Annotated in this window: 20 protein-coding genes, 1 tRNA gene and 1 pseudogene; 12 read left to right on the top strand and 10 right to left on the bottom strand. The window is 63.1% G+C overall.

The features are described 5' to 3' along the window. Positions 1-81: 81 nt before the first annotated feature. Positions 82-279, top strand: coding sequence for a hypothetical protein (locus tag AC5P78_RS08600; RefSeq protein WP_005410142.1), 198 nt, complete (start codon positions 82-84; stop codon positions 277-279). A gap of 110 nt (positions 280-389) precedes the next feature. On the opposite strand, the gene AC5P78_RS08595 is transcribed toward AC5P78_RS08600, so the two are convergent. The 3 genes from AC5P78_RS08595 to AC5P78_RS08585 all read right to left on the bottom strand — a co-directional run bounded on the left by AC5P78_RS08595 (position 390) and on the right by AC5P78_RS08585 (position 3,097). Further along, a complete protein-coding gene (locus AC5P78_RS08595; protein WP_414498280.1) occupies positions 390-1,712 on the bottom strand; it encodes a Smlt3024 family type IV secretion system effector in 1,323 nt (440 codons plus the stop codon). Between the two features lie 22 nt (positions 1,713-1,734). Next, entirely contained in the window at positions 1,735-2,598 is an 864-nt protein-coding gene (locus AC5P78_RS08590; RefSeq protein ID WP_032965909.1) for a Smlt3025 familytype IV secretion system inhibitor, read from the bottom strand. 151 nt (positions 2,599-2,749) lie between these two features. After that, complete coding sequence (locus AC5P78_RS08585) at positions 2,750-3,097, bottom strand: winged helix-turn-helix transcriptional regulator (RefSeq protein ID WP_005410145.1); 348 nt, start codon at positions 3,095-3,097, stop codon at positions 2,750-2,752. Positions 3,098-3,198: 101 nt separating this feature from the next. Between AC5P78_RS08585 and acuI the strand changes: the two genes are divergently transcribed. Both acuI and AC5P78_RS08575 read left to right on the top strand, forming a co-directional pair. After that, the gene (gene acuI / locus AC5P78_RS08580) at positions 3,199-4,188 is read left to right on the top strand and encodes an acrylyl-CoA reductase (NADPH) (RefSeq protein WP_414498275.1); all 990 of its coding nucleotides are present in this window, start codon (positions 3,199-3,201) and stop codon (positions 4,186-4,188) included. A gap of 146 nt (positions 4,189-4,334) precedes the next feature. Further along, positions 4,335-4,655, top strand: coding sequence for a hypothetical protein (locus tag AC5P78_RS08575; RefSeq protein ID WP_115875095.1), 321 nt, complete (start codon positions 4,335-4,337; stop codon positions 4,653-4,655). A gap of 88 nt (positions 4,656-4,743) precedes the next feature. Here AC5P78_RS08575 and AC5P78_RS08570 read toward each other — a convergent pair whose 3' ends face one another. Beyond that, positions 4,744-5,136 carry an ankyrin repeat domain-containing protein gene (locus AC5P78_RS08570; protein WP_032967218.1) on the bottom strand — a complete coding sequence of 131 codons (393 nt, stop codon included), beginning with the start codon at positions 5,134-5,136 and terminating at the stop codon, positions 4,744-4,746. A gap of 298 nt (positions 5,137-5,434) precedes the next feature. On the opposite strand from AC5P78_RS08570, the gene AC5P78_RS08565 reads away from it, so the two are divergent. Together AC5P78_RS08565 and AC5P78_RS08560 are read left to right on the top strand one after the other, a co-directional pair. After that, on the top strand, positions 5,435-8,188 hold the full coding sequence (locus tag AC5P78_RS08565) for a UvrD-helicase domain-containing protein (protein WP_414498279.1): 2,754 nt from the start codon (positions 5,435-5,437) through the stop codon (positions 8,186-8,188). Positions 8,189-8,613: 425 nt separating this feature from the next. Further along, positions 8,614-8,988 (top strand): annotated as a pseudogene (locus tag AC5P78_RS08560) (integrase); the annotation flags it as partial. A 136-nt stretch (positions 8,989-9,124) separates the two neighbouring features. Here the strand turns inward: AC5P78_RS08560 and AC5P78_RS08555 are convergent. Next, positions 9,125-14,782, bottom strand: a complete 5,658-nt coding sequence (locus AC5P78_RS08555; protein WP_219625524.1) for a DUF3320 domain-containing protein — start codon at positions 14,780-14,782, stop codon at positions 9,125-9,127. A gap of 86 nt (positions 14,783-14,868) precedes the next feature. Between AC5P78_RS08555 and AC5P78_RS08550 the strand changes: the two genes are divergently transcribed. Continuing rightward, the gene (locus tag AC5P78_RS08550; RefSeq protein WP_088430996.1) at positions 14,869-15,639 is read left to right on the top strand and encodes an abortive infection family protein; all 771 of its coding nucleotides are present in this window, start codon (positions 14,869-14,871) and stop codon (positions 15,637-15,639) included. 491 nt (positions 15,640-16,130) lie between these two features. Next, a complete protein-coding gene (locus AC5P78_RS08545) occupies positions 16,131-16,346 on the top strand; it encodes an AlpA family transcriptional regulator (protein WP_100438709.1) in 216 nt (71 codons plus the stop codon). Positions 16,347-16,411: 65 nt separating this feature from the next. Here the strand turns inward: AC5P78_RS08545 and AC5P78_RS08540 are convergent. Continuing rightward, positions 16,412-16,501: transfer RNA gene (locus tag AC5P78_RS08540), tRNA-Ser, on the bottom strand. A 124-nt stretch (positions 16,502-16,625) separates the two neighbouring features. Here AC5P78_RS08540 and AC5P78_RS08535 point away from each other — a divergent pair. Next, positions 16,626-17,696, top strand: coding sequence for a DUF4241 domain-containing protein (locus AC5P78_RS08535; protein ID WP_099484032.1), 1,071 nt, complete (start codon positions 16,626-16,628; stop codon positions 17,694-17,696). Positions 17,697-17,777: 81 nt separating this feature from the next. Here the strand turns inward: AC5P78_RS08535 and AC5P78_RS08530 are convergent, their stop codons facing one another. After that, entirely contained in the window at positions 17,778-18,770 is a 993-nt protein-coding gene (locus tag AC5P78_RS08530) for a LysR family transcriptional regulator (protein WP_005410175.1), read from the bottom strand. Between the two features lie 127 nt (positions 18,771-18,897). Between AC5P78_RS08530 and AC5P78_RS08525 the strand changes: the two genes are divergently transcribed. Together AC5P78_RS08525 and AC5P78_RS08520 are read left to right on the top strand one after the other, a co-directional pair. Further along, a complete protein-coding gene (locus AC5P78_RS08525) occupies positions 18,898-19,485 on the top strand; it encodes an FMN-dependent NADH-azoreductase (RefSeq protein WP_049396721.1) in 588 nt (195 codons plus the stop codon). Positions 19,486-19,671: 186 nt separating this feature from the next. Further along, entirely contained in the window at positions 19,672-20,022 is a 351-nt protein-coding gene (locus AC5P78_RS08520; RefSeq protein WP_049396723.1) for an SH3 domain-containing protein, read from the top strand. 123 nt (positions 20,023-20,145) lie between these two features. On the opposite strand, the gene serS is transcribed toward AC5P78_RS08520, so the two are convergent. Further along, positions 20,146-21,426, bottom strand: coding sequence for a serine--tRNA ligase (serS, locus tag AC5P78_RS08515; RefSeq protein WP_005410178.1), 1,281 nt, complete (start codon positions 21,424-21,426; stop codon positions 20,146-20,148). Between the two features lie 113 nt (positions 21,427-21,539). Between serS and AC5P78_RS08510 the strand changes: the two genes are divergently transcribed. Both AC5P78_RS08510 and AC5P78_RS08505 read left to right on the top strand, forming a co-directional pair. Beyond that, positions 21,540-22,178 carry an energy transducer TonB gene (locus AC5P78_RS08510; protein WP_005410179.1) on the top strand — a complete coding sequence of 213 codons (639 nt, stop codon included), beginning with the start codon at positions 21,540-21,542 and terminating at the stop codon, positions 22,176-22,178. 119 nt (positions 22,179-22,297) lie between these two features. Continuing rightward, on the top strand, positions 22,298-22,870 hold the full coding sequence (locus tag AC5P78_RS08505) for an energy transducer TonB (RefSeq protein ID WP_414498274.1): 573 nt from the start codon (positions 22,298-22,300) through the stop codon (positions 22,868-22,870). A 212-nt stretch (positions 22,871-23,082) separates the two neighbouring features. Here the strand turns inward: AC5P78_RS08505 and aroA are convergent, their stop codons facing one another. Beyond that, positions 23,083-24,390 (bottom strand): 3-phosphoshikimate 1-carboxyvinyltransferase, encoded by a 1,308-nt coding sequence (aroA, locus tag AC5P78_RS08500; protein WP_012480718.1) that lies wholly within the window; start codon positions 24,388-24,390, stop codon positions 23,083-23,085. Between the two features lie 76 nt (positions 24,391-24,466). Further along, the gene (pheA, locus tag AC5P78_RS08495) at positions 24,467-25,672 is read right to left on the bottom strand and encodes a prephenate dehydratase (RefSeq protein ID WP_099527311.1); all 1,206 of its coding nucleotides are present in this window, start codon (positions 25,670-25,672) and stop codon (positions 24,467-24,469) included. Positions 25,673-25,681: the final 9 nt, after the last annotated feature.

Here is a 25,681-nt window from a genome sequence, read left to right as displayed (position 1 = left end):
GGCACTTCCAGTCACTTGTGCAAGATCACCTCCGCCTGTAGCGTCGCCATTGCCCAAGAAGGGCTATCAACGGAGTGAAGCATGAAGATTGGATTCAAGCTGTCTGTTGCTATCGCGGCTGCTGCACTGACCCTGGGAATCGGCAGTGCCTCCGCGCAGTCCCGCTGTACCCCGTGCTACACCGCGTATGACGCGTGCCTGGCGGCGGGTAATGGCGAGAAGGTCTGTTACCCGGCGTTTGCTCGTTGCCTGCGGAACAGCGGCTGCACCATCCCGTAAGCCACGCACTGCCGTGATGCGTGCCGGCCCCCATTTCGGGGGCTGGCATTGGCTGGCAGGCGCTGCGCCTTACTACTGAAAAGGTTCCATACGCGACTGGCGGTGTGATTTCATCCCATCCGCATCGCATGGTTCTCGCGCGCCTGCACATCAATTTCCTGCTGGCGTTGCCCGGCAGTCTGCTGGCGCTCCAGGTCGACCGCTTTCATCTGCTGCAACGACTGCGCAACCGGCGTCTGTACTGCTATATCCGTGGGCATTGAAACGCGCAGGTGGGCGGGGTCGGTCATCTCGCCCTGCACCACGAACACGTTCCGCCCTGCGGGAGCGTCGGCCGTCTGGGCGCTCAGCAGCACGTGATCGGCGCGTTCGAGCTGGTTGCGGCGGGCCAAGGCCATCACGCTCGCCACAAGACGCTCGCTGTTCTCATCGTGGGTACGCCCCGCGCTGGCATCGATCGCGGCCACGCCTTCGCGCACCTGCTGCAGCAATGTGTACTCACGGTGGCCAGGACCAATGTCGGCCAGACGGGTCGGCGCCTGTGAGGGATCCGGCACGTCGTCCACCGCTGCGGTCAGCGGGCTGCGGGTAATGGTCCGATACGGGTCGTCCGGGTGGAACTGGGTTCGCTTCTCCAGGCGCTCCAGACGAACCTCGCGCGCGTCGTTGAGTTCGGCGATACGTGAGGGATCGGTGATCTCCCGCAGCGACATGTGACCGCCGCCCGCACTGATGCTGGCCCATTTCCTGTCCGCCTCAAAGTACATCGCGTAGTAGCTGTTGCCACCGATGACGTTCGGATCGACCGCCGAGCGCCCTTCCAGGGCCTGGGTGGCTTCCAGCACGCTCAACCGGGTGAGGTACTGGCCGCCTTTCGTCCATCCCATCTGGCTGATGGCATCGACGATGGTGTTGCCTACACGCGGGCCTCCGGCGTAGTCATTGTTGAGCATGTTGGTCCAGATCTGTTCCAGCTTCTCGGGGCCGCTCTTCTGCTCAGCCGCCTGCAGCAACACGCGCGGCGTCCAGCAGTTGGGATCGAGTTCATGCCGTTCAAATGCACGGTCGTGAGCCAGCATTACATCCTTGCCGGGAAGATTCAGTGCCAGGTCTGGGCGCCCCTGCTCCATCCAGTACAGGCGTCGCTCCAGGTCCTGGCGCAGAAGCGTCTGCCCAAACATCTCCCATTGGCGCTCGCTCAGCTGCGCATCGGGAAAGCCGGAGCCCTTGCCCTCCTGATCACGGGCGTAATCCTGCGCGTAGCTGTTTGCAACGCGGCCTGGCAGGCTGTCGTTGCGAACAACACCCAGCGCAAGCGTGCCATAGCCATCCGCATCTGGCAGCTGCGACAGATAGTTCCAGTACAACTCGCGGTTTCCGGCCTTGGCATAGCTGGCCAGAATCTTGAGATTCTCTTGCGTCAATCCACTCATAGCCTGCTCCTGAATGCACTCACTACCGGACGCGGGAGCGCGCGAGAACATCCCGCACCGCATCTTCCATCCGCTTCCAGTCCGCCAGGAAGGCCCGCTTGTAGTTCAGCGAGATGGAAAGCTTGTTCTCCACATCCGAGAAATAGTGGAAGCACCCCGCGGCGGCTTGTCCTTGCTCACTGATGACCTGATCGCCCTGCAGGCGAACGCCATCCCCCCGGAACGCCGTGCTTTCGCATTTGATGAATGTGGTCAGGCCGCCGTTGGGAGCGCGCGCGATGTACCAGTCATCTTCAAAGGCAGGATTGCGCGTGGGCGGTTTTCCATAGCGTGCTTCGTATTCCTTCGAGAAAACCCCCATCCTCGTTTCATCGATGGCGTAAGGCGTCAGGCCCATGACGTCGGGCCGCGCAATGCGCAGATCGAGCCGATCCCGAGGATCCCCTCGCTCCACCGATCCTTCCTCGGTGGATGCCTGATTAGAGGACAATCGCTCCAATGATGTTTCGATTGGCGCGCGATCGATGTAATCGATCGCCACAGCAATCTCCTTCCGGAAATCATTCGTACGCGGATTCGCCCGCGCACCCGGCGCCGTCGGCTTCATGTCCGGCCACTCGATGACCAGCGTCACGCCCTCGCCCGGCCACGGTGCGATCTGGCTGTCCAGGTAGTTGGCTGGAATGCGGAAGGTATTCGGCCCGAGCTTCACGTCCACGGGCGCATCGGTATAGGTGTGGCCGTTGATCGTGCGGCCGGTCTGGGTTGCGCCGGACATGGCGGAATTCCTTTCGTGTTCGTTGGACGGTGGCCGCGCACAGGCGCCGGCACTCACTGCAACGGCAAGTGCAAGCGTCAGACACCGGCTGGGGGACATCACGTGCATGGGCATTCCATTGCAGGGTTCCAGCGCCACTATAGGCAACCGGGCGTCCACGGAACAGGAACCGCATCGCAGCCCTTCATGAAACCAGGCTGCGCGCCACATACGCTGCCTGCAGTACTGCGGATACTGCTTCGGCACTCCACTCCAGGTCTCAGCCGTTGCTGTCCGTGCCTTTATGGCCGCGATAGGTTTCACCCCACTCGCGCATGGCAAGCAGCACCGGCACCAACGTGCGACCGAATTCGGAAAGCTCGTACTCCACCTTCGGCGGCACTTCCGGGTACACGTGGCGGATCACCACCCCGTCAGCCTCCAGTTCCCGCAGCTGGCTGGTCAGCATGGACTGGGTGGCGTTGGGCACACGCCGGGTCAGCTCCATGAAACGTCGCTTGCCTGTCATCAGGTGAAACAGAATGATCGGCTTCCACACGCCGCCCATCACCGACAGCGTGACTTCCACCGCGCAACCGCTCTTGCCATCCCAACGCCTGCTACGCATGCATACTCCGGAAAACCATAGTACCTACGGAAATTCATCGTTCTTGTTGCGATAACGGTGCGAGCCTAGCATGGCCCCATTCCTTGAATGTGAGGCCCAGCATGACGTTCAAAGCACTGCTCACCCGCAAGACGAACAACCAGGTTTCGACCGAGCTGGTCGATTTTGATGAAGCCGATCTGATGGACGGCGACGTTCTGGTGGACGTCGAGTACTCCACGCTGAACTACAAGGATGCGCTCGCCCTGACCGGCAAGAGTCCGGTCATCCGGACGTTCCCGCTCATTCCCGGCATCGATCTGGCAGGTGTGGTGCTGGAATCCAGTAGAGCCGACTTCCAGCCAGGCGACCGCGTTGTGCTCAATGGCTGGGACCTGAGCATGGGACATCACGGCGGGCTGGCCCAGCGCGCGCGCGTGCGGGGCGAATGGCTCAACCGGATTCCCGGCAACTTCAGCACCCGCGACGCCATGGCCATCGGTACCGCAGGTTATACCGCCATGCTGTGCGTACTGGCCCTCGAACATGCGGGGCTGACGCCCGAAAAGGGCGATGTGCTGGTGACCGGCGCCAACGGTGGCGTCGGTTCGATCGCGGTGGCGATCCTCTCAAAGCTGGGCTATCGCGTGGTGGCAGCCACCGGGCGCCCGGAACACGCCAGGTGCCTGCACAGCCTGGGCGCCGCCGAGATCATCGATCGCGCGCAGCTTTCAGAACCGCGCGAGCGGCCGGTGAGTGCCGAGCGCTGGGCCGGGGTGGTCGATGTGGCAGGCGGTCCCACCCTCGTCAACGCCATTGCCGAGACGAAATACCGCGGCGCGGTGGCCGCCTGCGGGCTGGCGCAGAGTGATGAGCTGCATGGCTCGGTGCTGCCCTTCATTCTGCGCAACGTGACGCTTGCCGGCGTGGATTCGGTGAATGCGCCGCAGGACATCCGACAGCGCGCGTGGGACCGACTTGCGACCGACCTGGATCCGCAGAAGCTCGAAAGTACCGTGCAGTTGATCGGGCTCGCCGAGGTGCTGGATGTCTATGAGCAGATCATCCCGGGCAAGGTGCGTGGGCGGATTGTCGTGGATGTGAATGCGTGAGCAGATAGTCTGGATCAACTGCATTTGATGCAGCTTCCATGCTGCGGCGAATGGTGAACACGTAGTGAAACAACGCGGGCGGCGATGACCTCAAGCCACTGCCGCTCGCATACGCTCGGGTTCCCATCGCTGCCTGGACACCCGACATGCCAATGACTGCATTCGCGCTTGCCGCTGCGCTTTCGGGCCTGCCCGACATCACCTGGGAGCGCGAGCGCGCCGAGGATGCGCACCAGCTCATGCTGTGCCAGATCCATCGCGATGCGCTGAAGCAGAACGAGGGCAAGGACGATGCCTATCCGCGTGCCAAAGCGGTCTGCGACCTGCTGGCACGCGAGTACAAGGACAAGTGGGATTTCGATGCGCAGGATGCCCTGGCCGCTTCGGCGGCGGATCTGGCCGAGCTGATCCGACGCGGTGATGTGGTGGAAGTACCGCCGACGAAGCAGGATCGCGCCTACGAGTGATGGTACGCGATCCTAGCGCCGTGATCTTCTCGGCCTGCCCCAGGTTGCGGAGCCACGAGCGCGCCTCAGCACCCACACCTCGCCCACCTCAAACCGCCCCCGGCAGCTCGCTCTCGATCTGCTCAACCAACTGATTGAAGACGGGTCTCATCTTCATGATATCCAGCACCGAATCGCCCACTTCATCCAGGATCATGGGGTCCGCACCACAGGAGAGAAGGTAGACAACGGCCTCGAGGCTTTCACTAATCACGGCGTTCGCCATCGGGGTCAATCCAATATCCCCGAGTACGTCGATATTGGTGACGAACGGCATCAACTCTTTGAGTAGATCCACGTCGTTATTGAACGCCGCTATATGCAGCGGCGTATCGTCGTCGATCCCATGGCTTTCCGGACTGGTCAACTCGCAGCCTTCGAAGGTGTGGCACTCATCGAACCTTGCCAGCAACCTCTTTAATTCCGGATCCACTGCATTCATCGGGGCATTCCCTCCCAAGCCATTCTCCAAGCACTGCTTCCACTTAACATGCAGTGAGCCGCCGGATCGTGGCACACCATTGCACAGGTGCATAGTGGCACGTACGGAGCCCGCATCCGGGACGCACGCGATAAACGCGACACCCCGCGACTCCACCGACCACTTCCTGCGCACGCGAAGCCCGTACCGAGGTCAATCCGCGAGCTGACGACCACAGGCGGCTTCCAAGCCCCTTATCATGTGGGCTTAGGGGCTCAATAAGCCCTATTGACGCTTGCAAGGCAGTATCTGGATGTCTATGGAATGGCGCCCTTCGGGCTGGGGCCGACGCGTGACCCGTTCGCCCCATTGGTCGCTGCGGCTTGATGGCGAGTACGTTGAACTCAGTGTCTCCGGCCAGCAGTACCGGCTGCGCGTGGATGATGATCAGCAGATGCAGGTCCATCGAGGGGTCATCTGGTCACGGGTCGAACTGCAGACCGGCGATGCTGCCGGGCTGTGCGTGGACGGGCTCCCTAACGGACCAGCGTCCCGGCTTGCGGGGGCCCTGCAGCACCTGCTCTTTGCGCGAACCACGCGTGGACGCAAGGCCCTGTTCGACACGATTCTGGAGCAGATCCAGTCCTGGTTGAGCGACGCGGATGCCCTCATCGATCGTGGCAGTGCCGGCCGCCGCTGGATCACCCATGAGCAGCAGCAGGCGCTGCTGGCGAAGCGCTCAGACCTGCCCCTGCAGCCGCCTGAGCTGGAGCAGCTGTTCCGCGATGAAGACGTGCATGAAGATCTGCATGCGGACAGCCATCGCGCAGCGCTGGACGCCCTGCGCGACTGGAACCTGGATTGGCCCGCTGCCTGGGCCGAAGCCAATGAGGCCATGACCCTGCGCGAGCTGGTGTTGGCCAGGGGCTTCCTGGGCCGGGTCGAGAGCAAGCCGCTGACAGAGGAACAGGCCCGCGCCGTCATCTGCTTCGACAATCGGGTGCAGGTCGTGGCCGCAGCCGGCTCCGGCAAGACCTCCACCATGGTCGCTAAGGCCGCTTATGCCATTGACCGCGGCTTTGTCGAACCCGAACGCATCGTGATGCTCGCCTTCAACAAGGATGCTGCCAAGGAACTGGAGGAGCGTGCGCAGCGAACCTTCGATCGACTCGGCATGGGCAACACCGTGGTTGAGGCCCGGACCTTCCACGCCCTGGGCCTGGCCATCATCGCCAAGGTCACCGGCCGCAAGCCCGACATCCCCGAATGGGCCATTAACGCCACGCTGGGCTTCAACAAGCTGGCCGAACTGGTGGACGACCTGAAGGATCGCTCGATCCACTTCCGCACCCAGTGGGACATGTTCCGCCTGGTGTTCGGGCGCGACCTGCCGGCATTCGGCGCGGAAATGGAGGCCGATGGCTACGAACGCGATGGCACGCCCTACATCTGCACCCTGCAGGGTGAGCGGGTGAAGAGCCTGGAAGAATGCGTGATCGCCGACTGGCTGTTCTACAACGGCGTGACGTACGACTACGAGCGACGCTACGAGTTCGATACTGCGACAGACACCCACTGCCAGTATCGCCCCAACTTCTATTACCCGCACGCCGGGCTGTATCACGAGCACTTCTCGCTGGATGCGGATGGCCAGGCGCCAGAGCAGCTTCCCGACTACGCCGAAGGTATGCATTGGAAGCGTCAACAGCATGCGGCACGAGGCACCGCCCTTGTTGAAACCACCTCGTTTGGTCTGCGCAGTGGATACGCCCTGCGGGATATGGCGGAGAGGCTTGGCGACTCCGGTGTCGAACTCGACCCCAACCCCGACCGCGAGCTGCCCGAGCAGGGCGCAAAGCCCATGCCGGACGCGGACCTGATCGGCTTGATGCGCACCTTCATTGCCCATGCCAAGAGCAACTGCCTGACGCTGGATGATATGGCGGAGCGCCTGCGACAGATGCCCGAAGACCAGTTCAGGGAACGGCATCGGCGCTTCCTGGAAATCGCCAGCCCTGTTTTCCAGGCCTGGGACAACGCACTGGCTGACGAGCACGGCATCGATTTCGAAGACATGCTCAACATGGCGGCCGGACTGCTGGAACAGGGCCGCTATGAATCGCCCTACGAACTGGTGATGGCCGACGAATTCCAGGATGCCTCGCGCGCCCGCGCCCGGCTCTGCCGTGCCTTGGTCAGCCGCCCCGGCCGCTATCTGTTTGCGGTGGGCGATGACTGGCAATCGATCAATCGTTTCGCCGGTGCCGACGTTTCGGTGATGACCGGATTCCGCGAATGGATGGGCCATGGCCAGGTGCTGAAACTGGAGCAGACATTCCGCTGCCCCCAGGCGCTCTGCGATGCGTCCAGCCGTTTCGTCAGCCGGAATCCAGCTCAGATTTCCAAGGCGGTTCGTTCTGCCGCAGCGGCAATGGGGCCGGTGCTGCAAGCGTTCCAGATGAATCGTCGCGAGGAGCTGCAGGATGGCGTTCGCCAGTACCTCGCCAAGCTGCATCAGCAGTTGCTGTCCGGGGCGGTGCCGCAAGGGCGCAAGGGACGCGTGACGGTCTTCATCCTGGGCCGCTACCGCGCGGACCGCAGCGCGATGCCTTCGGATTGGAAGACAGTCTTCGGCAGCACGATGGACGTGGAGTTCCTCACGGCCCACCGGTCAAAGGGACGCGAGGCGGACTATGTGATCCTGCCAGGCATGGTCAACCGCAGCTTCCCGAGCCTGCGCTCGGATGACCCGGTGCTTTCCCTGGCAATGCCGGAGGGTGATACCTACCCGCTGAGCGAAGAGCGGCGGTTGTTCTATGTGGCGCTGACGCGTGCGCGACGCTCGGTGGCCATGTTCACCCTACAGGGGAAGCGTTCGCCGTTCCTGGACGAGCTGGTGAAGGACGGCGCGGTGGAAGTGACCGCGATTTCAGGCGCGGCCATCCACGAAGAACGCTGCCCGGTGTGCAAGGTCGGCGTGTTCGTGGACCGCAATGGGCCGCATGGGGCGTTCCGGTCGTGCTCGAGTTACCCGTTGTGCCATAACAAGCCGAAGGGCGGGCGTCGGGGATGAATGCATCCCGCTCCCTCCACATATGCCTGCCTGCATCAGGGCACACAGGCGCCGCCTCGGTTTCGCTCCCGGCATGATTGCTCGCCATGGCCTTTCCGGAAACGAGAAAGCCCCGGCAGGACCGAGGCTTTTGTCTGGACGGTGGCGAGGCTGCAGGGTATCGCAAGGTCCCCACACGTCCCCGCCGCGTCCTACTACGGGATAATGCAGCCGTTCAGACGGAAGCATTGCATATAGTTCCGGGTACAGATACTCAAGTCTGTACCTGACGCCTCGCATGCAATGTATTGGACCTCGCAGACGGAACAAGGGCCGGGGGCTTTCGCCGTGGCGTTGCCGATTCCAAAGGTCAACGCACAGGCCGCAACAGCAACAGAAAGCTTGAATCCAATCTTCATGCCATAACTCCGTTGGTCGCCCTCCATGGGCATGCGCGGGTGCTCCCCCTCCTCTCAGCCGGCGTGAAGCGCAAGACGGGAGAGACCAACGCTCGCTATGGCCAGCAATTCGTGGTGGACTTCGGCCGCTACCTGAAAGGCTTAGGCTTTGCCAAGGGAATCGGCTTCCATACCTTCCGCCATACCCTCGCTACCGAATTGGATGTCAACGATGCTCCGGAGAGGGAGATTGCGCTGGTCACTGGCCACAGCACTGCTCCCCGGGATCGGGTCCAGGTGCTGCGCAAGCACTACCTCCACAAGAAACCGTACGTGACCCGGAGCAAGCAGATCAGCGCCATGGAGCTGTATCGGCCCAAGGTGGAATTGCCGCGATACCAGAAGGGGCAGTTCGCCAAATGATTGACCGACTCCAGCAAGTTTTTTCCTTGACCTCTTTGCCCTCCCTTTTTCCCACCGCTGGGCTCCGCCGTCAGTGGCGGGTGACTAAGACCAGCATTGCCTACTTCCCCCTCTCTTTACAGCAGCTCGAGCACGCTCACTGTTGAATAGGTCGCTCCGCCAACAATCCATTCCGCAGGACCAAGACACCGCGCGCCAAAAGTGTTTCGGCCCTACCCACTAGAGCAGCACGCAGCTGCGCGCTCGTCGTTCGGAAGCCCAGCCGGCGCGACACGTGAAGCGCTACTTCATCCAATGATGCCCCTAAGTTCTCGCGCACCAGTTCCAAGATCGCGACATCCATCTCCATGGGTGGAAGCAACTCAGGTCGACGCAAGCTCAGAGAATGAACGCAGCTTCTGTCCCTCACTCGAATAGCGCGATCGGGCCACAGGAGGAACTCCCCATCCTGCAACACCAGACCGTCTTCAACCGCCCGCCGGATGCCCTCATCCACCGCACTCTGAATGCGCCCTCCGGCTCGTTGCAAGCCCCATAGAGAACGAATGCGAACAACGGCCTCTGACCGATGGATCGGGCCCTCGACGTGAACCAAGTCGCGCACAAAACCTGCCATCCGCATTGCAGGAACTGCATGCAGCTCCTGTTGCTGACTGGGTACCGCGAAGTTGGCTTCCACATAAGGCTCGGTGCTGGGCAGCTCGTCAGAGCTAACCAGACCCACTTCGACGAATTCGTCGTGTTCCACGCTCTCGATGTTGACTGGAACGGCGCGCGATCGAGAGACCGTCTCTGCCTCAAAGGGGTCCGGCTCCAGCTTTGAACGCTCGATGACGCGCACCAGGGCATCAAGTTCCGCGGCAGGCCTGAGGAACCATTCCGCACTCCATACCCTGTGGACTTGCCAGCCCTTATCACGGAGCGCCTGGTCACGTAGACGGTCTCGATCACGCGCACCGTTGGACCTTCGGTAGGAGTCTCCGTCGCATTCGATACCAATGATGTAGCGCCCTGGCCTCTCCGGATCGGCGATGGCAATGTCGACGAAGAAGCCGGCCACCCCCACATGCATGTGAAGGTTGTAGCCACGAGCGATGAGCGCTTCTGCAACCTCCTGCTCAAACGTCCTTTTGCGCTGTTCGACAGCCTCGTCGGCGATATGGAGGCGCCCTGTGCGGGCATAGTGCAAGAACAGTTTGAGTGCAGCAGTGCCCTTGCCCTTGCCTCGACTGAGATCGATGTCTTCGTCAGTGATGGACGAAAAGACCTCACATCGTTGTTTGGCGCGACTGATGAGCACGTTGAGACGTCGTTCACCGCCTTCGCTGCTGACCGGTCCGAAGTTCATGCTCACGCCGCCGCGCGAATCTCGGCCATAGCCGATAGAGATGAAGATGACATCGCGTTCGTCGCCCTGGATGTTCTCCAAGCTTTTGACGAAGAACGGCTCGTGGGCGTGTGCCGTGAAGAAACCTTCGGTCTCAGGGTGTTGGCGACGCAGCAGCTCCACTTCGTCAAAGATTGCCCGCCGTTGCTGGGTCGAGAAAGCGGCAGCCCCCAAGGTAAGATGCGGTGTCGTTTGTGCGTGAGCAATGACCGCCATGGCAACAGCCTTCGCCTCACGCGCGTTGGTGCTAGTGCCACCACGATCATAGACGGCGTCGGGCAGGTGGTGGAACCGCAGACCCACGCCCGCCTCACTCGTGTATGGGCTTGGCACGATCAGTAGCTTGTTCTCGTAGAACTGACTATTGGACACCGCAATTAGAGACTGGTGGCGGCTTCGGTAGTGCCACTGGAGCATTCTGTCCGGTAGCCCCCGCGCGAGGCACAGTCCCAAGATACTCTCCACATCCGCCGGCGCTGCGGACTCATCCACATGTGTGGACGAATCGCCCAGAGCTCTTGAGAAGAACCGCGTGGGCGGCAATTGACGCTCGTCGCCTACGATGACCAGTTGCTTGGCGCGGGCGATGGCACCCAAGGCGTCGATTGGCTGGACCTGACTAGCCTCGTCGATGACCAAAAGATCAAATTCCACCGCACCTGGGGGTAAAAACTGCGCCACCGACAGCGGGCTCATCATGAAAACCGGCTTGAGTGCTTGGATGGCAGGCGCCGCCGACACCATCAGTTGGCGAATAGGGAGGTGGCTTCTCTTCTTCGCCATCTCGCCGAGAATCACCGCCACAGGGCCCGCCGCCCCGTTCTTCGACGGGATTCGCTCGCGATGCGAGCGGGAAACCTGCCTCCGAGCCAAGTCAATGCGGCTTCGATCTAGCTCGCAGAACGACTCGACAAGCTCGGTCTGCTTCTTACCGTCGAACGTCGCCAGTTCAGGGGCCCGCGCCACCATTGCTGACAGAACCGCCTCATAATAGGCGAGATCGAACGTGCCCCGAGCCTCATCAGGAGTTAAGACACCGGTCGCCAGCGCATCGACGAAGTTCTTCAGTCCACGTCGTTTGGCCACATTTGCTTGAGCTATGTAAGCAACCCATTGCGGGAGCCCTTCCGGATCTGCTTCCCACGCTTTGAGCTGGCCTATCGCGGCATTCACGGAGACGTCAGCGGTATTCGATGCAACCTCGTCGTTGCCAGCAAATCGTAAAGTAGTGAACAGCTCAGAAAGCTCGATGTCCAGCCTTTCAGCTTCCTCAAGCTGATTTGTCGCCTGCTCAAGCATCTGCTGGGCGTCGACGGTGCGGGAGGCCAGCATCCTCAAGTCAGCATTGGTAGTCATCCAGAGACAAGCATCTTGGAGCGCAGCAGCATCCGAAGCGAAGCCTCGCCACAGGTCACCGAACGCGGCTTCGCCTTGCCGGTCGACTTGAGCCAGTGCGGCAAGTGCCGCCTGAGTACTGGTCAGAGCGTCGATGCGTTCGAGGGCCAGTGACACGGTCATCGCCTTAGCGTTATTCAGCGAATCGCACGCCGAAATTGCCTGTTCGAACGGGGCCGTGTCGTCTAACAATCGATGCAGCGGGACCCTTGGAAGCGAGGACTCTACCGCGCTCCACAGCATCTGCCCGCTAGTGAGCAATGATTCATGTATGGGAGACAAAAGGGCTTGGACTTCGGCCAGTCCCGGGCCAAGGCGAGCCGCCAACACCGCCGCTAAGCCCTTATCACCAATGGCGGCGACTTGCTCGCGCGCACCCAGCCCAAGCGGGCGCATGCCACGCATCCAAGCTACAACGCCTCTTAAGAAAGCGGTATCAGAACGATCACGCTCCCAGTTGGCGCCGAACGCTTCCTCACCCTGAGCATTTCCCTCGTCGAGCCGGCGGAGCGCTGCCTGGGCGTCAAGGAGTTTGTCCAGTGCTGGCAACAAATGATCAGCTGGAAGCTTTGGATTTCGCAGCTGCGCGCGGACCAGTCGATTTGCGGCACGCCACTCGCCGCTTAAAAAGCGCAAGAAGCTCCCGGTACGACTGGCGATTTGCAGCCGAGCGCCCTCAAAGTTGGAAGACCATGCAGAGTCGCGGAACACCTCACTTAGTTCACGGCGGGCTGCCTGGACCTGTTGCACCCATTCGACCAAGTTCTGGACCGAATCAACGCCTCGCTCCCAAATACGAGCAACCAAAGCATCGCGATCAATCTGTGGCGCTGAGCTGGCGCGCTCCGCAAGCGCACAGACATGAGCCATTACCTCGAATGTTAGCGGCCGCTGCTCCCCTACCAACTGGGCTAGACGTTCTAGGTCAGACCCCATGCCTGACAGCTTCTGGTGCGCATCGCGCATCACAGACAGTTCCCTGACGAGGACGAAGTCGACAGGAACATTCGACAACTCTTGCCTCGTTTGCTCCCATACGCGTTCAACTGCCGAATCGGCCGCAAATTCGTTACAAGTTCGGCGCAGCTTCTGCGCACGCCGAACGTCTTCGACCAGGCTCTCGAGGCCCGAAGGAGTCTCCCAAGACGCGTCGGCGAGTGCACCGGGTCCGAGTGCCGGTGCCGTCAGCAGAACCTTGGTTCGGTCAATTGCGGCTTGTGGCGCATCTAGGCTGTCCGAGAACGTAAGGTCGAGAGCGCTGGTCAGTTCGACAGTGCGTCGCCTCCATTCCTCCAGAGTAGTGGCGAGTTCAGCGATCTCCCCAATCAACCGGTCCCGATCGTTCGGCAGCAGCGCGTCATTCCCGACACCGGCCCAGGCGTGCTGGTCGGGGATACCCATTGCAAGGACTCGGTCGCACAGGTCCTGAAGCAGCTTCTGGTTTTCCTCTACCCTGTCCCACGCCCACTCGAGCGGCGAATCAAGCCGGATGCGGGCCGTGACATATCCCTCCCGGCGCAGCCGAACAAGGTTGCCGAACACTTCGTAGGGCGTCAGTCTCGACGGAAGCATTTCTTGGTGCAGGCGCGAGGCATGGGCGTTAAGCAAATCGCGTCGCTCAGTGAGCTGACGAACGATCGGCCCGCTGTCCTCATTGGCCAGCGGGCTCAAGTTCCATGTGAGCCGAAGTTCTTCCAGCAGGGCTCGCTTGTTCGCCTTGTTGCTGTGAAGTTCAAGACAGGCGGCGCCGAGTCGAACTTGGTCCAAGCGCCTCTTCACAACTTCTAGAGCCGCCAATTTCTCCGCCACGAACAACACGCGCTTCTTATCAGCAATTGCCCCCGCGATAACATTCGCGATGGTTTGAGACTTACCGGTTCCCGGCGGCCCTTGAACGACGATGCTCCGCCCCTTGAGTACGTCATGGACAACGAGGGACTGGGAGCTGTCGCTGTCGACGACATGGCGCATATGTTCCGGGCTTACAGTGGCATCAATGTCCTCTTCGCTTGTCGAAATAGCAGCGCCGGGAAATCCATCCGAAACTACGCCCCGAAGTGCAGGGAGCGCTCCTAAGCCACCAGACTGCTCCCAGCTCGCAGGGTCTAGATCCCGATACATCATGAACTTCGCAAACGAGAATAGGCCCAATACCGCATCGTCCGGCACGACTGCCCAGTCAGGCTTACCCTCAATCAGGGACGCAACCTTGGACAGGTAGTCATCGATGTCGAGGCTTTCGAACTCATCGATTTCTGGCAGCTTCATCTCAAACTGACGTTGCAGGAAGAGCTGGAGCGACAGGTTGGCGACGATCTCATCACCCTGCCATCTGAGGTGGAATTTCTCGCCTGCGTTGCTGCGCTCCAACGCGACGGGCACCAGCACGAGTGGAGCATATCGGTCGATCTTAGGGGTGGTCGGCGCACGCCATTTTAGATAGCCAATACCGAGGTAGAGCACGTTGATGCCCTGCTCTTCTTGAAGCGTGCGGGCATCAACGTAAAGATCTAAGAGTCGCTTCTGCAAGCCGGTCGGTGTCAAGCGCGTCATCAACTGGGCGTCCCAGTGGCTAACGCGGCGCCCCTGCTCGTCCAGCTCTAAGTTCGGCTGCGCCAGAAGTTCGAGGTCGTCCAGCTCATCCTCGACAAGCGTGAGGTCAGCTTCCGCATCAACACCCTTTACCTGGACGGCGCCGGCTGAGTCGGACTGATCGCCTTCCTCGCCTACGGCATCGTCTGCGGCTGTCTTTGGGTCGGCCCTACCTGCAGCGAAAGTGAAGCGCTTTCCATCGATGACGAGCGTCTGATACATCGCCTTCGCGAGCTCATTGACCACTTCCACCGTCTTAGCGTGGCCGGACCTAGGGACGCTAAGTAACCGGTTGCGGGTCGATAGGTCCAGCAGCTCGAGGCGGGCCCGATTGACCTTGTCAATCAGCGAGCCTCGCTCCCGGAGCACAGATCCGCTCTCCGGGGCGTCGACCGTCCCTTCCTCAAACGACTTATCCATGTCTCCCCCCTATGGCCCGGAACTGGGCGCCAAGGCTATAGTGCCTCCATCTGGGCCGGCCTTCCAGCCGGCGACCAAAGGTATCCATGGAAGGCCTACGCCCGACTGAAATACATTGGATCATCAGCCACTACATTGGCGTGTCAGGCGGTTACCTGGGCGATTTCACCTATTCATCCCACCGTGAGTTCTATGCCGCCTATTGCGACCTAACGATCGATCCGGAAGACTATCCGGGCACCACGCGGCAACGCTTCTTGGCGGTGCTCTCTTCCGCCGATCCGCAGACTCAGGCGGCGATAGTGCGAGGCGTTGCCCGCCGATTTCCGGTGGGGTCAGAGGTCCAGCGGACCCTAGATGCACGTTCGAAGCTGCTTGCCATGGCAAAGCGATGCAACCAAGTAGCCGCCGTAGAGCCGACGTCACCCAGGTTAGCTAGCGAGCTGGTGCGTCAAGCCTTGGCCGATGCTGCATCGCTGCTGGAGGTGCAGGGTCCAGTGAGTGCCTTGGATCGCGTTCACACGGCCCTCCATGGTTATTTGAAAACGGTATGCCGATCGGCAGGGCTGGACTTGGCTTCGCTGCCAGCAGATCCTGGAGTCACTCAAGTTTTTAAACTGATGCGAGAAAGCCATCCTGCGCTGCGCGATATGGGCGTCCAAGACGACGCAATGCGCAAGATTGTCTTTTCCATCGGAAATATCCTAGATTCGCTTAATCCGCTCCGTAACAGAGGGAGCCTAGCTCACGCCAACGATCAGCTTGTCGAACGCGATGAGGCGCTGCTTGCCATCAATCTAACCCGCAGCATCATTCAATACCTAGATAGCAAAATCGTGACTGATCGCAATACGTAGGACTGCAGCCGACAGTCTACCGTCAGCGGCCTGATGTTGAGAGGCTGGGACGAAAGATCCACTTAGACTGCGCCAGTTATCACTGATTGACACACTCACCTTGCTGAGCTCTCGCCCCCCTTCTAGCGAACTCGCGCATTCGGTGCACCAGCGCCTCCTGTGCTTCCTTGGGCAATCGTGCCATCACCAGGGTGGACTCTGCCATGGGTTCGCTGACAGCCTGGAAGTAGGCGACGGGACGCGCGTCGTCAGCTGCTGCAATGCGGTGGTGTTGGCCGCAGTCCTTCCAGCCACATCGGTCACATCGCTGCGCAAAGCAATGATCAGCCCTGCCTGCAACGTGATCGTCTCGTCGTGCTGGGTAACCTTGGTGCTGAGATCTGAGATCGCCTGAGCGTTATTATTGCCCTAGCCGATGATCGACATCGTTCTGCACTTCCAGCTTGGGCTGGCCGACCGTCCTATGAGGGCTCGCCGCATCGGAGGCCATCATGGGCGCGGCTGAAAGACTGGAAGAGCTGCTATCGCTTGATCACGTGAGCCAGATGACCGGTATGGACGCCACCTTTATCTGCGGAGAGATCAAGGCTGGCCGCTTCCGGCGCTCTATCCGCATCAGACGCCGCGTACTCTGGATACAATCCGAGGCGCAAGGCCGGGTTCGGCAGCAGATCGTGCAGAATCGATCTTTGCAGGTGAACGGGTAAGCGGGCGGGCAGCGAAGGCTGTAGAAACAAAAAAGCCCCTGTTTCCAGAGGCTCTTTTAAACAACTGGCGGAGAGAGTGGGATTCGAACCCACGGAAGGTTTGACCCTTCGCCGGTTTTCAAGACCGGTGCCTTAAACCGCTCGGCCATCTCTCCAATCGGGTCCCGGTCGCCCGGGCAGCGCCGTATTCTCGCACGTGAAGGCCATTTGCCCAAGACCACCCTTGCTCCCGCCCTTCGCATCCGGCACGGTGGGGCCTCCACTGCAATCGGATCCCCCATGGCCCACCTCGATCTGGCCAACCTGCGCACCACCCTGCTGGACGACACCCAGCTGGCCGCAATGGCCCTGCATCGCACCTTCGCCGGGCACCTGCCGGTCAGCAGCGGGCATCTGGTGGTCTGCGATCCGCTGGTCCAGGCCGAGGCGCCCGCGCTGGCCGACTACACCGCCCCGCTGGGCCGGCATCCGGTCGAAATCATCGTGCACAGCGGCCGCCCGGCGTTGGCCGTGGTCTGGTTCAAACCCCGCGAAGCCCTCACTGCGTCTGCCCTGCACTGGCAGATGGCGCGCTGGACCACGCAGGATCTGACCGGTCTGGATGAAGACAGCTTCATCGGCTATCCGGTCGACGCTGGCATCGGCTGCTTCATGGATACAGACACCCAGCGGGCGCTGCTGGCCCTGATCGAACAGGCCGATGGCGACGAAGACAACGCGTGGTCGGATGCGCTGATCGACCATGACGGCCTGGATGAAGGCGCCGAGTACCGCCCCTGGGGCGAGGACTCACCGCACGGCCTGGTCGTATTCACCAGCGGCTGGGGCGACGGCGTCTATCCGAGCTACTGGGGGCTGGATACGTCCGGCATTCCGGTCGCTCTGGTCACCGATTTCCTGTGCATCCAAGGCGGTGATGGGCGCGACGATCGCGAGATCGCCGACCAGGCCTATCGCGACAGCCTTCCGCCCGAAGAGGCTGAAGCGCTGGCACGGCTTGTAGCGGCCGTGAACCACGATGACCCGGATGCGCTGCGAGAGCTGCTGAAGGATGCGCCACAGCGCGCCAACCAGATTGAGCCCGGATGCGGTGGCACCGCCCTGTTCGAGGCGATCCGTCTGGACCGCCCAGAGGCGTTGCGGGTACTGCTGCAGGGCGGCGCCTTGCCGGCCATGCCCGAGCGCCTGCACATGAGCAAGGTGACCAGCTATCTGGACTACGCGCGCTTCCTGAAGAAGCCGCGCAGCGCGGAACTGATGGCGGTGCTGGAAGCGCCGGTCATTGCCGAGCCCACACCGGCCGCACCCCCGCGGCGCAGCTTCTGGGACCGGCTGTTCGGCCGGAACTGACCGGGGCCGGAAAGCAGCAACGCCGGGCATGGCCCGGCGCTACCGTTTCACAGATCGGCGGTGCAGTTGCGGGTAGGTACCTCAGCCCGCGTCCACCGCCAGCGCACCCAGTGCACTGGCCTTGATCCGCTCCTTGGCCTTTTCACAGGCGCCACCGCAATCCAGGCGCGAGGCTTCCAGCTGCGGCGGCAGGTGCTCGGCCAGGAAGTCGATGAACACGCGTACCGCCGGCAGCAGGCCGCGGCGCGAGGCGAACACGGCGTGGCATACGCCCTGCGGCAGCGACCAGTCCGGCAGCACTACTTCCAGCTCGCCGTTGCGCACGGCGTCGGCGCACACGGTTTCCGGCAGCATGGTGATGCCGAAACCGTCCTTCACCATGCTCTGCAGCAACGGGAAGTCGAAGCCGGCCACGCGCGGCTGCAGGTCGACCCGGCGCACTTCGCCTTCCGGCCCGTGCAGCTCCCAGCGTTGGCGGGCTTCGTCTTCGCTGATGCTGAGGGTGACGTGCTGGGTCAGCTCTTCCGGGTCCTTGGGGCGACCGGCGCGGTCCAGGTACTTCGGGCTGGCCACCAGCAATTCCTGCACCTGGCCGAAGCTGCGCATCACCAGGCTGCCGTCATCGTCCAAGCGCGAACGCACGCGCAGGGCCACGTCGTAGCCTTCATTGATGATGTCCACGCGGCGGTTGCTGATGTTCAGCTGCAGGCGCACCTTCGGGTACTGCTCAAGGAACTTGGGCAGCAGCTTGGGCAGCTGCATCTGCGCCAGCGACACCGGCACGCTGGCGCGGACCACGCCGCGCGGTTCCGCGCTGAGCCGGTCCACCACTTCGCGCGCGGCCTGGGCCTCGGCCAGCATCGTCTGCGCATGGCGGTGCACGCTGGTGCCGACATCGGTGACCGCGAAACGGCGCGTGGAGCGCTGCAGCAGGCGCACGCCCAGGTCGGTTTCCAGCTGGCTGATGCGGCGGCTCAGTCGCGACTTGGGGATACCCAAGGCGCGCTCGGCGGCGGCGAATCCGCCGTGGTCGACCACCATCGCGAAGTAGTACAGATCATTCAGGTCATGCATGCCCGAGTTCCATATCTAGAACAATACGTGGCATTCAATCACCTTTATTCCGCCTTTGCAACAACCTATCGTTCTCTCCGTCGGCGGGGCCACCCCGCCCCTTCCCTCCAGAACATAGGTGACTGCCATGAAGCTTCTGCATCTCGACGCCAGCGTGCTTGGCGACAATTCCGTCTCGCGCCAGCTGTCGGCCGCCGTGGTTACCCGCTTCACGGGCCAGATCGATGGCCTGCAGGTCGATTATCGCGATCTTGACGCCAATCCGGTACCGCATCTGCGCAGCAGCTCGCTGGCCAGGACCGATGCCGCCGAGGCGACCGATGCTGAACAGGTGATGCAGCAGTTCCTGGAGGCCGACATCGTGGTGATCGGCGCGCCTATGTACAACTTCAGCATTCCTTCCACGCTGAAGGCCTGGATCGACCGCGTGGCCGTGGCCGGCCGCACCTTCAAGTACACCGAGAACGGCCCGGTGGGCCTGGCCGGTGGCAAGCGGGTGATCATCGCCAGCAGCCGCGGTGGCATCTACACCGACTCGCCGGCCGACTTCCAGGAGCCGTTCCTGCGCCAGGTGTTCGCCTTCATGGGCATCAACGAGGTCGAGTTCGTGCGCGCCGAGGGCATCGCCTACTCGCCGCAGCACCGTGAAGACGCCATAGCCGGTGCACTGGCAGCTCTGCCGTCGCACGAAGTGGTCGAAGCCGTCGCTGCATAAGCGTTCCAGCGTTCGGCGCCGCTCTCTCCTCGTCGAGGCGCTGAACGCGGGCCGTGGATCCCCTCCCCCATCCCGGCCCACCCTGGCTGCCCCGCTTTGCGGGGCCGTTTTTTTGCGTCAGTAGATCCACGCCATGCGTGGATTCGGTGCCATGCGCGGCGCTCACCAGCACGTTAGGCTGGGGCCATGAACTACATCGTGACCACTGCGCACCGCAGCGAATTTCCGCACCCGATCACCCTGCGCCGCGGCCAGACGCTGGTAGTGGGCGAACGCTATGAAGGCCCGGAGGGCTGGGATGACTGGTTCCTGTGCGAGGCCGAGGGGCAGCACCCCGGTTTCGTGCCGGCGCCGGTGATCGGTCGCGACGCGCAGGGTGGCGCGTTTGCCACGGAGGACTACTGCGCGCGGGAACTGGATGTGGATCCCGGACAGCTGCTGCGTGGGCAGCGCACGCTCAATGGCTGGGCGTGGTGCGTGCCGGAGGCCGGCGACCCGGGATGGGTGCCGTTGGAGAAGTTGCGCGCTGTGGAGTGATCGTGGGGTTCATCCACGCATGGCGTGGATACGGTGCCATGCAAGCATGGCACCCACCCGAGCCGCAGCAGTGCCATGCAAGCATGGCACCCACCAGAGCCGCAGCACCGCCCGATCAGGGAATCAGGCGATGGTTTCCAGGCCGCCCATGTACGGGCGCAGGGCTTCCGGCACGGTGATGCTGCCGTCGGCGTTCTGGTAGTTCTCCATCACCGCGATCATCGCGCGGCCGACGGCCACGCCCGAGCCGTTCAGGGTATGCGCCAGTTCCGGCTTGCCGGTGGCCGGGTTGCGCCAGCGCGCCTGCATGCGGCGGGCCTGGAAATCACCACAGTTCGAGCACGAGGAGATCTCGCGGTATGTCTCCTGCGACGGCAGCCAGACTTCCAGGTCGTAGGTCTTCACCGCAGAGAAGCCCATGTCGCCGGTGCACAGCAGCACCTTGCGGTACGGCAGGCCCAGCTTTTCCAGCACCACTTCGGCGCAGCGGGTCATGCGCTGGTGTTCGGCATCACTGTCTTCCGGGCGGCTGATCGAGACCAGCTCGACCTTCTCGAACTGGTGCTGGCGGATCATGCCGCGCACGTCGCGACCACCGCTGCCGGCCTCGGCACGGAAGCACATCGAGTGGGCGGTCATGCGCAACGGCAGGCGTTCGGCGTCGACGATCTCGTCGCGCACGATGTTGGTCAGCGGCACTTCCGAGGTCGGGATCAGGTAGCGCGTGGAATCGCCCACGGCCGTCTTGAACAGGTCGTCCTCGAACTTCGGCAGCTGGCTGGTGCCGCGCAACGAATCGGCGTTGACCAGCAGCGGCACGTTGGTTTCCTCATAGCCGTGCTCGCCGGTGTGCAGGTCGACCATGAACTGGGCCAGCGCACGGTGCAGGCGCGCGATCGGGCCGCGCAGCACGGTGAAGCGCGAGCCGGACAGCTTGGCCGCGGTCTCGCCGTCCAGCCAGCCGTTGCGGGCGCCCAGTTCGACGTGGTCGAGCACCTTGAAATCGAACTGGCGCGGGGTTCCCCAGCGCGACTGCTCGACGTTGTCGTTCTCGTCGGCACCGGCCGGCACGTCATCGGCCGGCAGGTTCGGGATGCCCATCGAGATCGCTTCGATCTTCTCGCGCAGCTCGTCCAGCGCCACTTCCGAGGCCTTCAGCTCGTCGGCGAAGGCTGCGACCTCGGCCATGATGGCCGAGACGTCCTCGCCCTTGGCCTTGGCCTGGCCGATGGCCTTGGAACGGCTGTTGCGCAGGCTCTGCAGCTCCTGGGTCCGCACCTGGATGCGCTTGCGATCAGCCTCCAGGGACTCCAGGGCAGACACGTCGAGCTCGAAGCCGCGGCTGGTGCGCAGGCGTTCGGCGAGGTCGGCGGGCTGGTGGCGGAGCAGGGCTGGATCAAGCATGGCAGGTGTCGTGGTGGGTATCAGGGATGGGATTATCGCTTGTTATACGGATTTCTGCCGCCCGGTTCATTCCCGCCGTGGCAGAATCGAGCCATTCCGTACTGGTCCGGTCCATGTCTGCACCCCGCTCGTCGTCCGCCAAGTCGTTCACTGTGCATATCCCGCGCAACGCCCTGAAGATCGCCGGCATCGCCTTCGGCGTGGGCGTACTGCTGTTCGTGCTGGTCTGGCTGACCGGTCGCGACAAGGAGTTCTTCCGCGCCGATCCGGCTGCCCAGACCCCGCAGGAAACCGCCCAGATCGAGCCCCTGCCGGAACCACTGGCCGCTGCCGCCGGTTCCAGCGACATGCCCGATGCCAAGCCGGCACCGGTGGAGGAAGAAGCGCCGAAGCTGGTGGAAACGGCCCCGCCACCGCCCGCGCCCGTGGCTGAAGCGGCTCCTGCTGCACCGGGCCCTGCGCCGGCGGCCACCGGCAACAGCCAGCCGATGCCGATTGCCGGACAGTCGCCGCCGCCGTCCTATCCCGCCGCCGCCCTGCGCGCCGGTGAAACCGGCACGGTGGTGGTACGCGTGGACGTGGACGCCACCGGCTATCCGAACAATGCCACGGTGATCCAGCGCAGCGGTTCACGCGAGCTCGACCGTGCCGCCACCGACGCTGTGCGCCGCTGGCGCTTCACTCCGGCGCAGAGCAACGGCCAGGCCGTACCCGGCAGCATTGAAGTGCCGTTCGACTTCAAGACGCAGTAACTGAACACTTCCCGGCAGGCAAACTGAACCCTGCCGGTGGCGTTGACGCAACGCTGACACTTCCCGTCCGTGGCTCGGGCAACACTGCCCACGTCGTCCATTGACGGAAGGAGTTTGCGATGACCGCCACCACCCACGAAGACCTTCATTCGCCGCAGCTGCCGCACGATTCAAGCGCGCAGCACAAGCCCACGTCGCCCTGGATGTGGATCGCGCTGATCGTGGCGATGTTTGCCGGCGCCCTGCTCTGGCTGCGTCATTCGAACCAGGAAGACGTGGCACCGGCGCCGGTCGGTGAGCGCATGCTGCCGGCCCCTGAGCAGCCCGCGGTGACGGATGCAGCGGCCCCTGCCGCGCGCCAGGCAACCCCGGCTACTGCTTCGCGGAAGGCCGCGCCGGCAGTGCGCAATCGTGAAGCCCGCCCGCTGGCTAGCAACCGCATGCCCACCTACCCCGCCGCCGCGCTGCGTAGCGGCGTGCAGGGCAGCGTGATCGCCAGCCTGAATGTCGATACCCGCGGCAATGTCGCCAGCGCTGCGATCGTCTCGCGCAGCGGCGAGCGCAGTCGCGATCTGGATCGTGCGGTGCTCAATACCGTGCAGAACTGGAAGTTCCAGCCGGCGGTGCATGACGGCCGCGCAGTAGCAAGCGTAGTGCGAGTCCCGGTGGATTTCCGTACCGAGCAGCGTTGATCGCGGACGAGGGGTTCGTGATGTTTAGACGGAGGCTTCGGCCTCCGTCCTTTTATGCGGGAAAGCGTGCCAACCAAGGTTGGCACCTACCAGGAGATGTGAGCGTGCCAACCAGGGTTGGCACCTACCGGGAGATGTGTGCGTGCCAACCAAGGTTGGCACCTGCCGGGCATTGCGATCCGCCGGGCATGACCCGGCGGATGCAGTGACGATCAGGCCAGGTTGAATCCGGCGCTGCGGGCCAGGCCGTCGAAGTCCGGGAAGGACGTGGCGACGTTGGCGATATCGTTGATGCGAACTTCGCCGTCACTGATCTGGCCGGCAATGGCGAACGCCATGGCGATGCGGTGGTCGCCGTGGCTTTCGATGGTGCCGCTACCCAGGCGTACACCACCGTGCAGGGTGGCGCCATCTTCGGTCTCGTCCACCTGCATGCCCAGCGCGCGCAGGCCGGTGGCCATCGCCGCAAGGCGATCGGATTCCTTCACCCGCAGCTCGGCGGCACCGCTCACCACGGTCTGGCCTTCGGCGGCGGCGGCGGCCACGAACAGCGCGGGGAACTCGTCGATCATGTCCGGCACCAGTGCTTCCGGAATGCGTGCACCCTTCAGCGGGGCGTAGCGCACCACCAGGTCCGCCACCGGTTCACCGCCCTGCTCGGCCGGGTTCTCTTCGGTGATATCCGCGCCCATCAGGCGCAGCGCATGCAACAGACCGGTGCGGCGCGGGTTCAGGCCGACCTGTTTCAGGCGCAGCTCGGAGCCCGGAATGATGCTGGCAGCCACCAGATAGAACGCCGCAGACGAGAAGTCGGCCGGCACCACGATATCCGTGGCACGAAGGCGTTGGCCGCCGCGCAGGCGCGCCTTGCCCGGCGAGAATTCGATGTCCACGCCGAACGCGGACAGCATGCGTTCGGTGTAGTCGCGGGTCGGGTGCGGCTCGACAACGCTGGTTTCGCCCTGTGCGTACAGGCCTGCCAGCAACACCGCCGACTTGATCTGCGCGCTGGCCACCGGCGAGGCGAAGTCGATGCCATGCAGCGTCTGGCCGCCATGCACGTGCAGCGGCGGCGTGCCGTCATCCTGGGTGTCGATCTTCGCGCCCATCTGCGACAGCGGGCCGGTGACGCGGCGCATCGGTCGGCCCGACAGCGACTCGTCGCCGATCAGCGTGCAGTCGAACGCCTGGCCCGCCAGCAACCCGGCCAGCAGGCGCATGCCGGTACCGGCATTGCCGCAGTCCAGCGGTGCGCTGGGTGCCTGCAGACCGTCGATGCCGACGCCGTGCACGATGCGCTGCGACGGGCTGGGGGTTTCGATGCGCACGCCCAGCTGGCTGAAGATGCGCGCGGTAGCGCGGGTATCTTCGCCTTCCAGGAAACCTTCGATATGCGAGGTGCCATCGGCCAGCGCGGCGAACATCACCGAGCGGTGCGAGACCGACTTGTCGCCGGGAATGGTCAGGCTGCCCTGCAGCGGCTGGCCCTTGCGGGCGATCCAGTGTTGCGCGTTGCTCATCGTTCGATCATTCCGTAAACGCCGGCAGCGCCGGCGATGCATCAGGGAGCGGCGGCCAGGGCCGCCGCAGCAGCACTCAGGGCACGGCCACCGGGTAGGAGCCCAGCACCTTGATCTGTGCCGAGTGCGCTTCCAGTTCGGCCAGTGCGGCCTGCATCGGCGCGTCGTCGATGTGGCCGGCCAGGTCGATGAAGAAGCCGTACTCCCACTTGCCGTGGTGCGACGGCCGCGACTCGATGCGGTTCATGCTGATGCCGTGGCGGGCGAACGGGCTGAGCACGTCGAACAGCGCACCGGGCTTGTCATGGATGAACACCAGCACCGAGGTGCGGTCGTGGCCGGAGGTCGGGAAGATGTTGCGGCCCACCACCAGGAAGCGGGTGGTGTTGTCGGCATCGTTCTGGATCGGCTTGGTGACCACCTTCTTCAGGCCGTACACGTGGCCGGCACTCTCGCCGCCGATGGCCGCCGCGTCGTCGGCGTTGCGCGCACGGCGCGCACCTTCGGCGTTGCTGGATACCGGAATCTTCTCGGCCTTCGGCAGGTTGGCGCGCAGCCACGCCGAGGTCTGCATGAACGACTGCGGGTGTGCGTAGATGCGCTCGATGTCCTCGATGCGGCCGCTGCGCGACATCAGGTACTGCTGCACGCGCAGTTCCACTTCGCCACAGATCTTCAGGTTGGAGGTCAGGAACATGTCCAGAGTGATCTGGATGGTGCCCTGCCCCGAATTCTCCACCGGCACCACGCCGAAATCGGCGTTGCCCGCTTCCACTTCCTGGAACACTTCCTCGATGCTGGCCATCGGCAGGCCCAGCGCGGAGCGGCCGAAGTGCTTGAGCACCGCCTGCTGGCTGAAGGTGCCTTCCGGGCCGAGGTAGCCGATCTTCAGCGGCTCCTGCTGGGCCAGGCAGGCCGACATGATCTCGCGGTAGACGTGCACCAGCAGCTCATCGCTGAGCGGGCCTTCGTTGCGATCCACCACCATCCGCAGCACCTGCGCTTCGCGCTCGGGGCGGTAGTAGTCGACGGCAGCGGCCAGCTTGCCCTTGGCCTTGCCGACCTGGTGGGCGAAACGTGCGCGCTCGGCGATCAGGCTCTGGATGTCGCGGTCGATCTGGTCGATCTTCGAGCGCACATCGGCCAGCGCCAGCGGCGCCAGGGTGGGCGCCGGGTTCGACGAAGCCTTGGACGTGCTCTTGCCCTTGGCCTTGGTGGAGGCGCTGCCCTTGGCCGGTTCGGCCTTCTTCGGCACCTTCTTGCTGGATTTGCTGCTTGCCATCGGAATTCC

Source organism: Stenotrophomonas sp. YJH_SMC_133 (assembly GCF_059370655.1).
The sequence above is the reverse complement of the archived record's forward strand: the minus strand, read 5'-3'. Positions and strand labels throughout refer to the sequence as shown.

Excerpts from the sequence above, each read along its gene's own strand:
- AC5P78_RS08555 (WP_219625524.1), bottom strand. The coding sequence starts at position 14,782 with ATGGATAAGTCGTTTGAGGAAGGGACGGTCGACGCCCCGGAGAGCGGA.
- AC5P78_RS08595 (WP_414498280.1), bottom strand. The coding sequence starts at position 1,712 with ATGAGTGGATTGACGCAAGAGAATCTCAAGATTCTGGCCAGCTATGCC.
- acuI (WP_414498275.1), top strand. The coding sequence starts at position 3,199 with ATGACGTTCAAAGCACTGCTCACCCGCAAGACGAACAACCAGGTTTCG.
- AC5P78_RS08525 (WP_049396721.1), top strand. The coding sequence starts at position 18,898 with ATGAAGCTTCTGCATCTCGACGCCAGCGTGCTTGGCGACAATTCCGTC.
- AC5P78_RS08550 (WP_088430996.1), top strand. The coding sequence starts at position 14,869 with ATGGAAGGCCTACGCCCGACTGAAATACATTGGATCATCAGCCACTAC.
- AC5P78_RS08510 (WP_005410179.1), top strand. The coding sequence starts at position 21,540 with ATGTCTGCACCCCGCTCGTCGTCCGCCAAGTCGTTCACTGTGCATATC.
- AC5P78_RS08520 (WP_049396723.1), top strand. The coding sequence starts at position 19,672 with ATGAACTACATCGTGACCACTGCGCACCGCAGCGAATTTCCGCACCCG.
- pheA (WP_099527311.1), bottom strand. The coding sequence starts at position 25,672 with ATGGCAAGCAGCAAATCCAGCAAGAAGGTGCCGAAGAAGGCCGAACCG.
- serS (WP_005410178.1), bottom strand. The coding sequence starts at position 21,426 with ATGCTTGATCCAGCCCTGCTCCGCCACCAGCCCGCCGACCTCGCCGAA.
- AC5P78_RS08565 (WP_414498279.1), top strand. The coding sequence starts at position 5,435 with ATGGAATGGCGCCCTTCGGGCTGGGGCCGACGCGTGACCCGTTCGCCC.
- aroA (WP_012480718.1), bottom strand. The coding sequence starts at position 24,390 with ATGAGCAACGCGCAACACTGGATCGCCCGCAAGGGCCAGCCGCTGCAG.
- AC5P78_RS08600 (WP_005410142.1), top strand. The coding sequence starts at position 82 with ATGAAGATTGGATTCAAGCTGTCTGTTGCTATCGCGGCTGCTGCACTG.
- AC5P78_RS08545 (WP_100438709.1), top strand. The coding sequence starts at position 16,131 with ATGGGCGCGGCTGAAAGACTGGAAGAGCTGCTATCGCTTGATCACGTG.
- AC5P78_RS08530 (WP_005410175.1), bottom strand. The coding sequence starts at position 18,770 with ATGCATGACCTGAATGATCTGTACTACTTCGCGATGGTGGTCGACCAC.
- AC5P78_RS08570 (WP_032967218.1), bottom strand. The coding sequence starts at position 5,136 with ATGAATGCAGTGGATCCGGAATTAAAGAGGTTGCTGGCAAGGTTCGAT.
- AC5P78_RS08590 (WP_032965909.1), bottom strand. The coding sequence starts at position 2,598 with ATGCACGTGATGTCCCCCAGCCGGTGTCTGACGCTTGCACTTGCCGTT.
- AC5P78_RS08505 (WP_414498274.1), top strand. The coding sequence starts at position 22,298 with ATGACCGCCACCACCCACGAAGACCTTCATTCGCCGCAGCTGCCGCAC.
- AC5P78_RS08585 (WP_005410145.1), bottom strand. The coding sequence starts at position 3,097 with ATGCGTAGCAGGCGTTGGGATGGCAAGAGCGGTTGCGCGGTGGAAGTC.
- AC5P78_RS08535 (WP_099484032.1), top strand. The coding sequence starts at position 16,626 with ATGGCCCACCTCGATCTGGCCAACCTGCGCACCACCCTGCTGGACGAC.
- AC5P78_RS08575 (WP_115875095.1), top strand. The coding sequence starts at position 4,335 with ATGCCAATGACTGCATTCGCGCTTGCCGCTGCGCTTTCGGGCCTGCCC.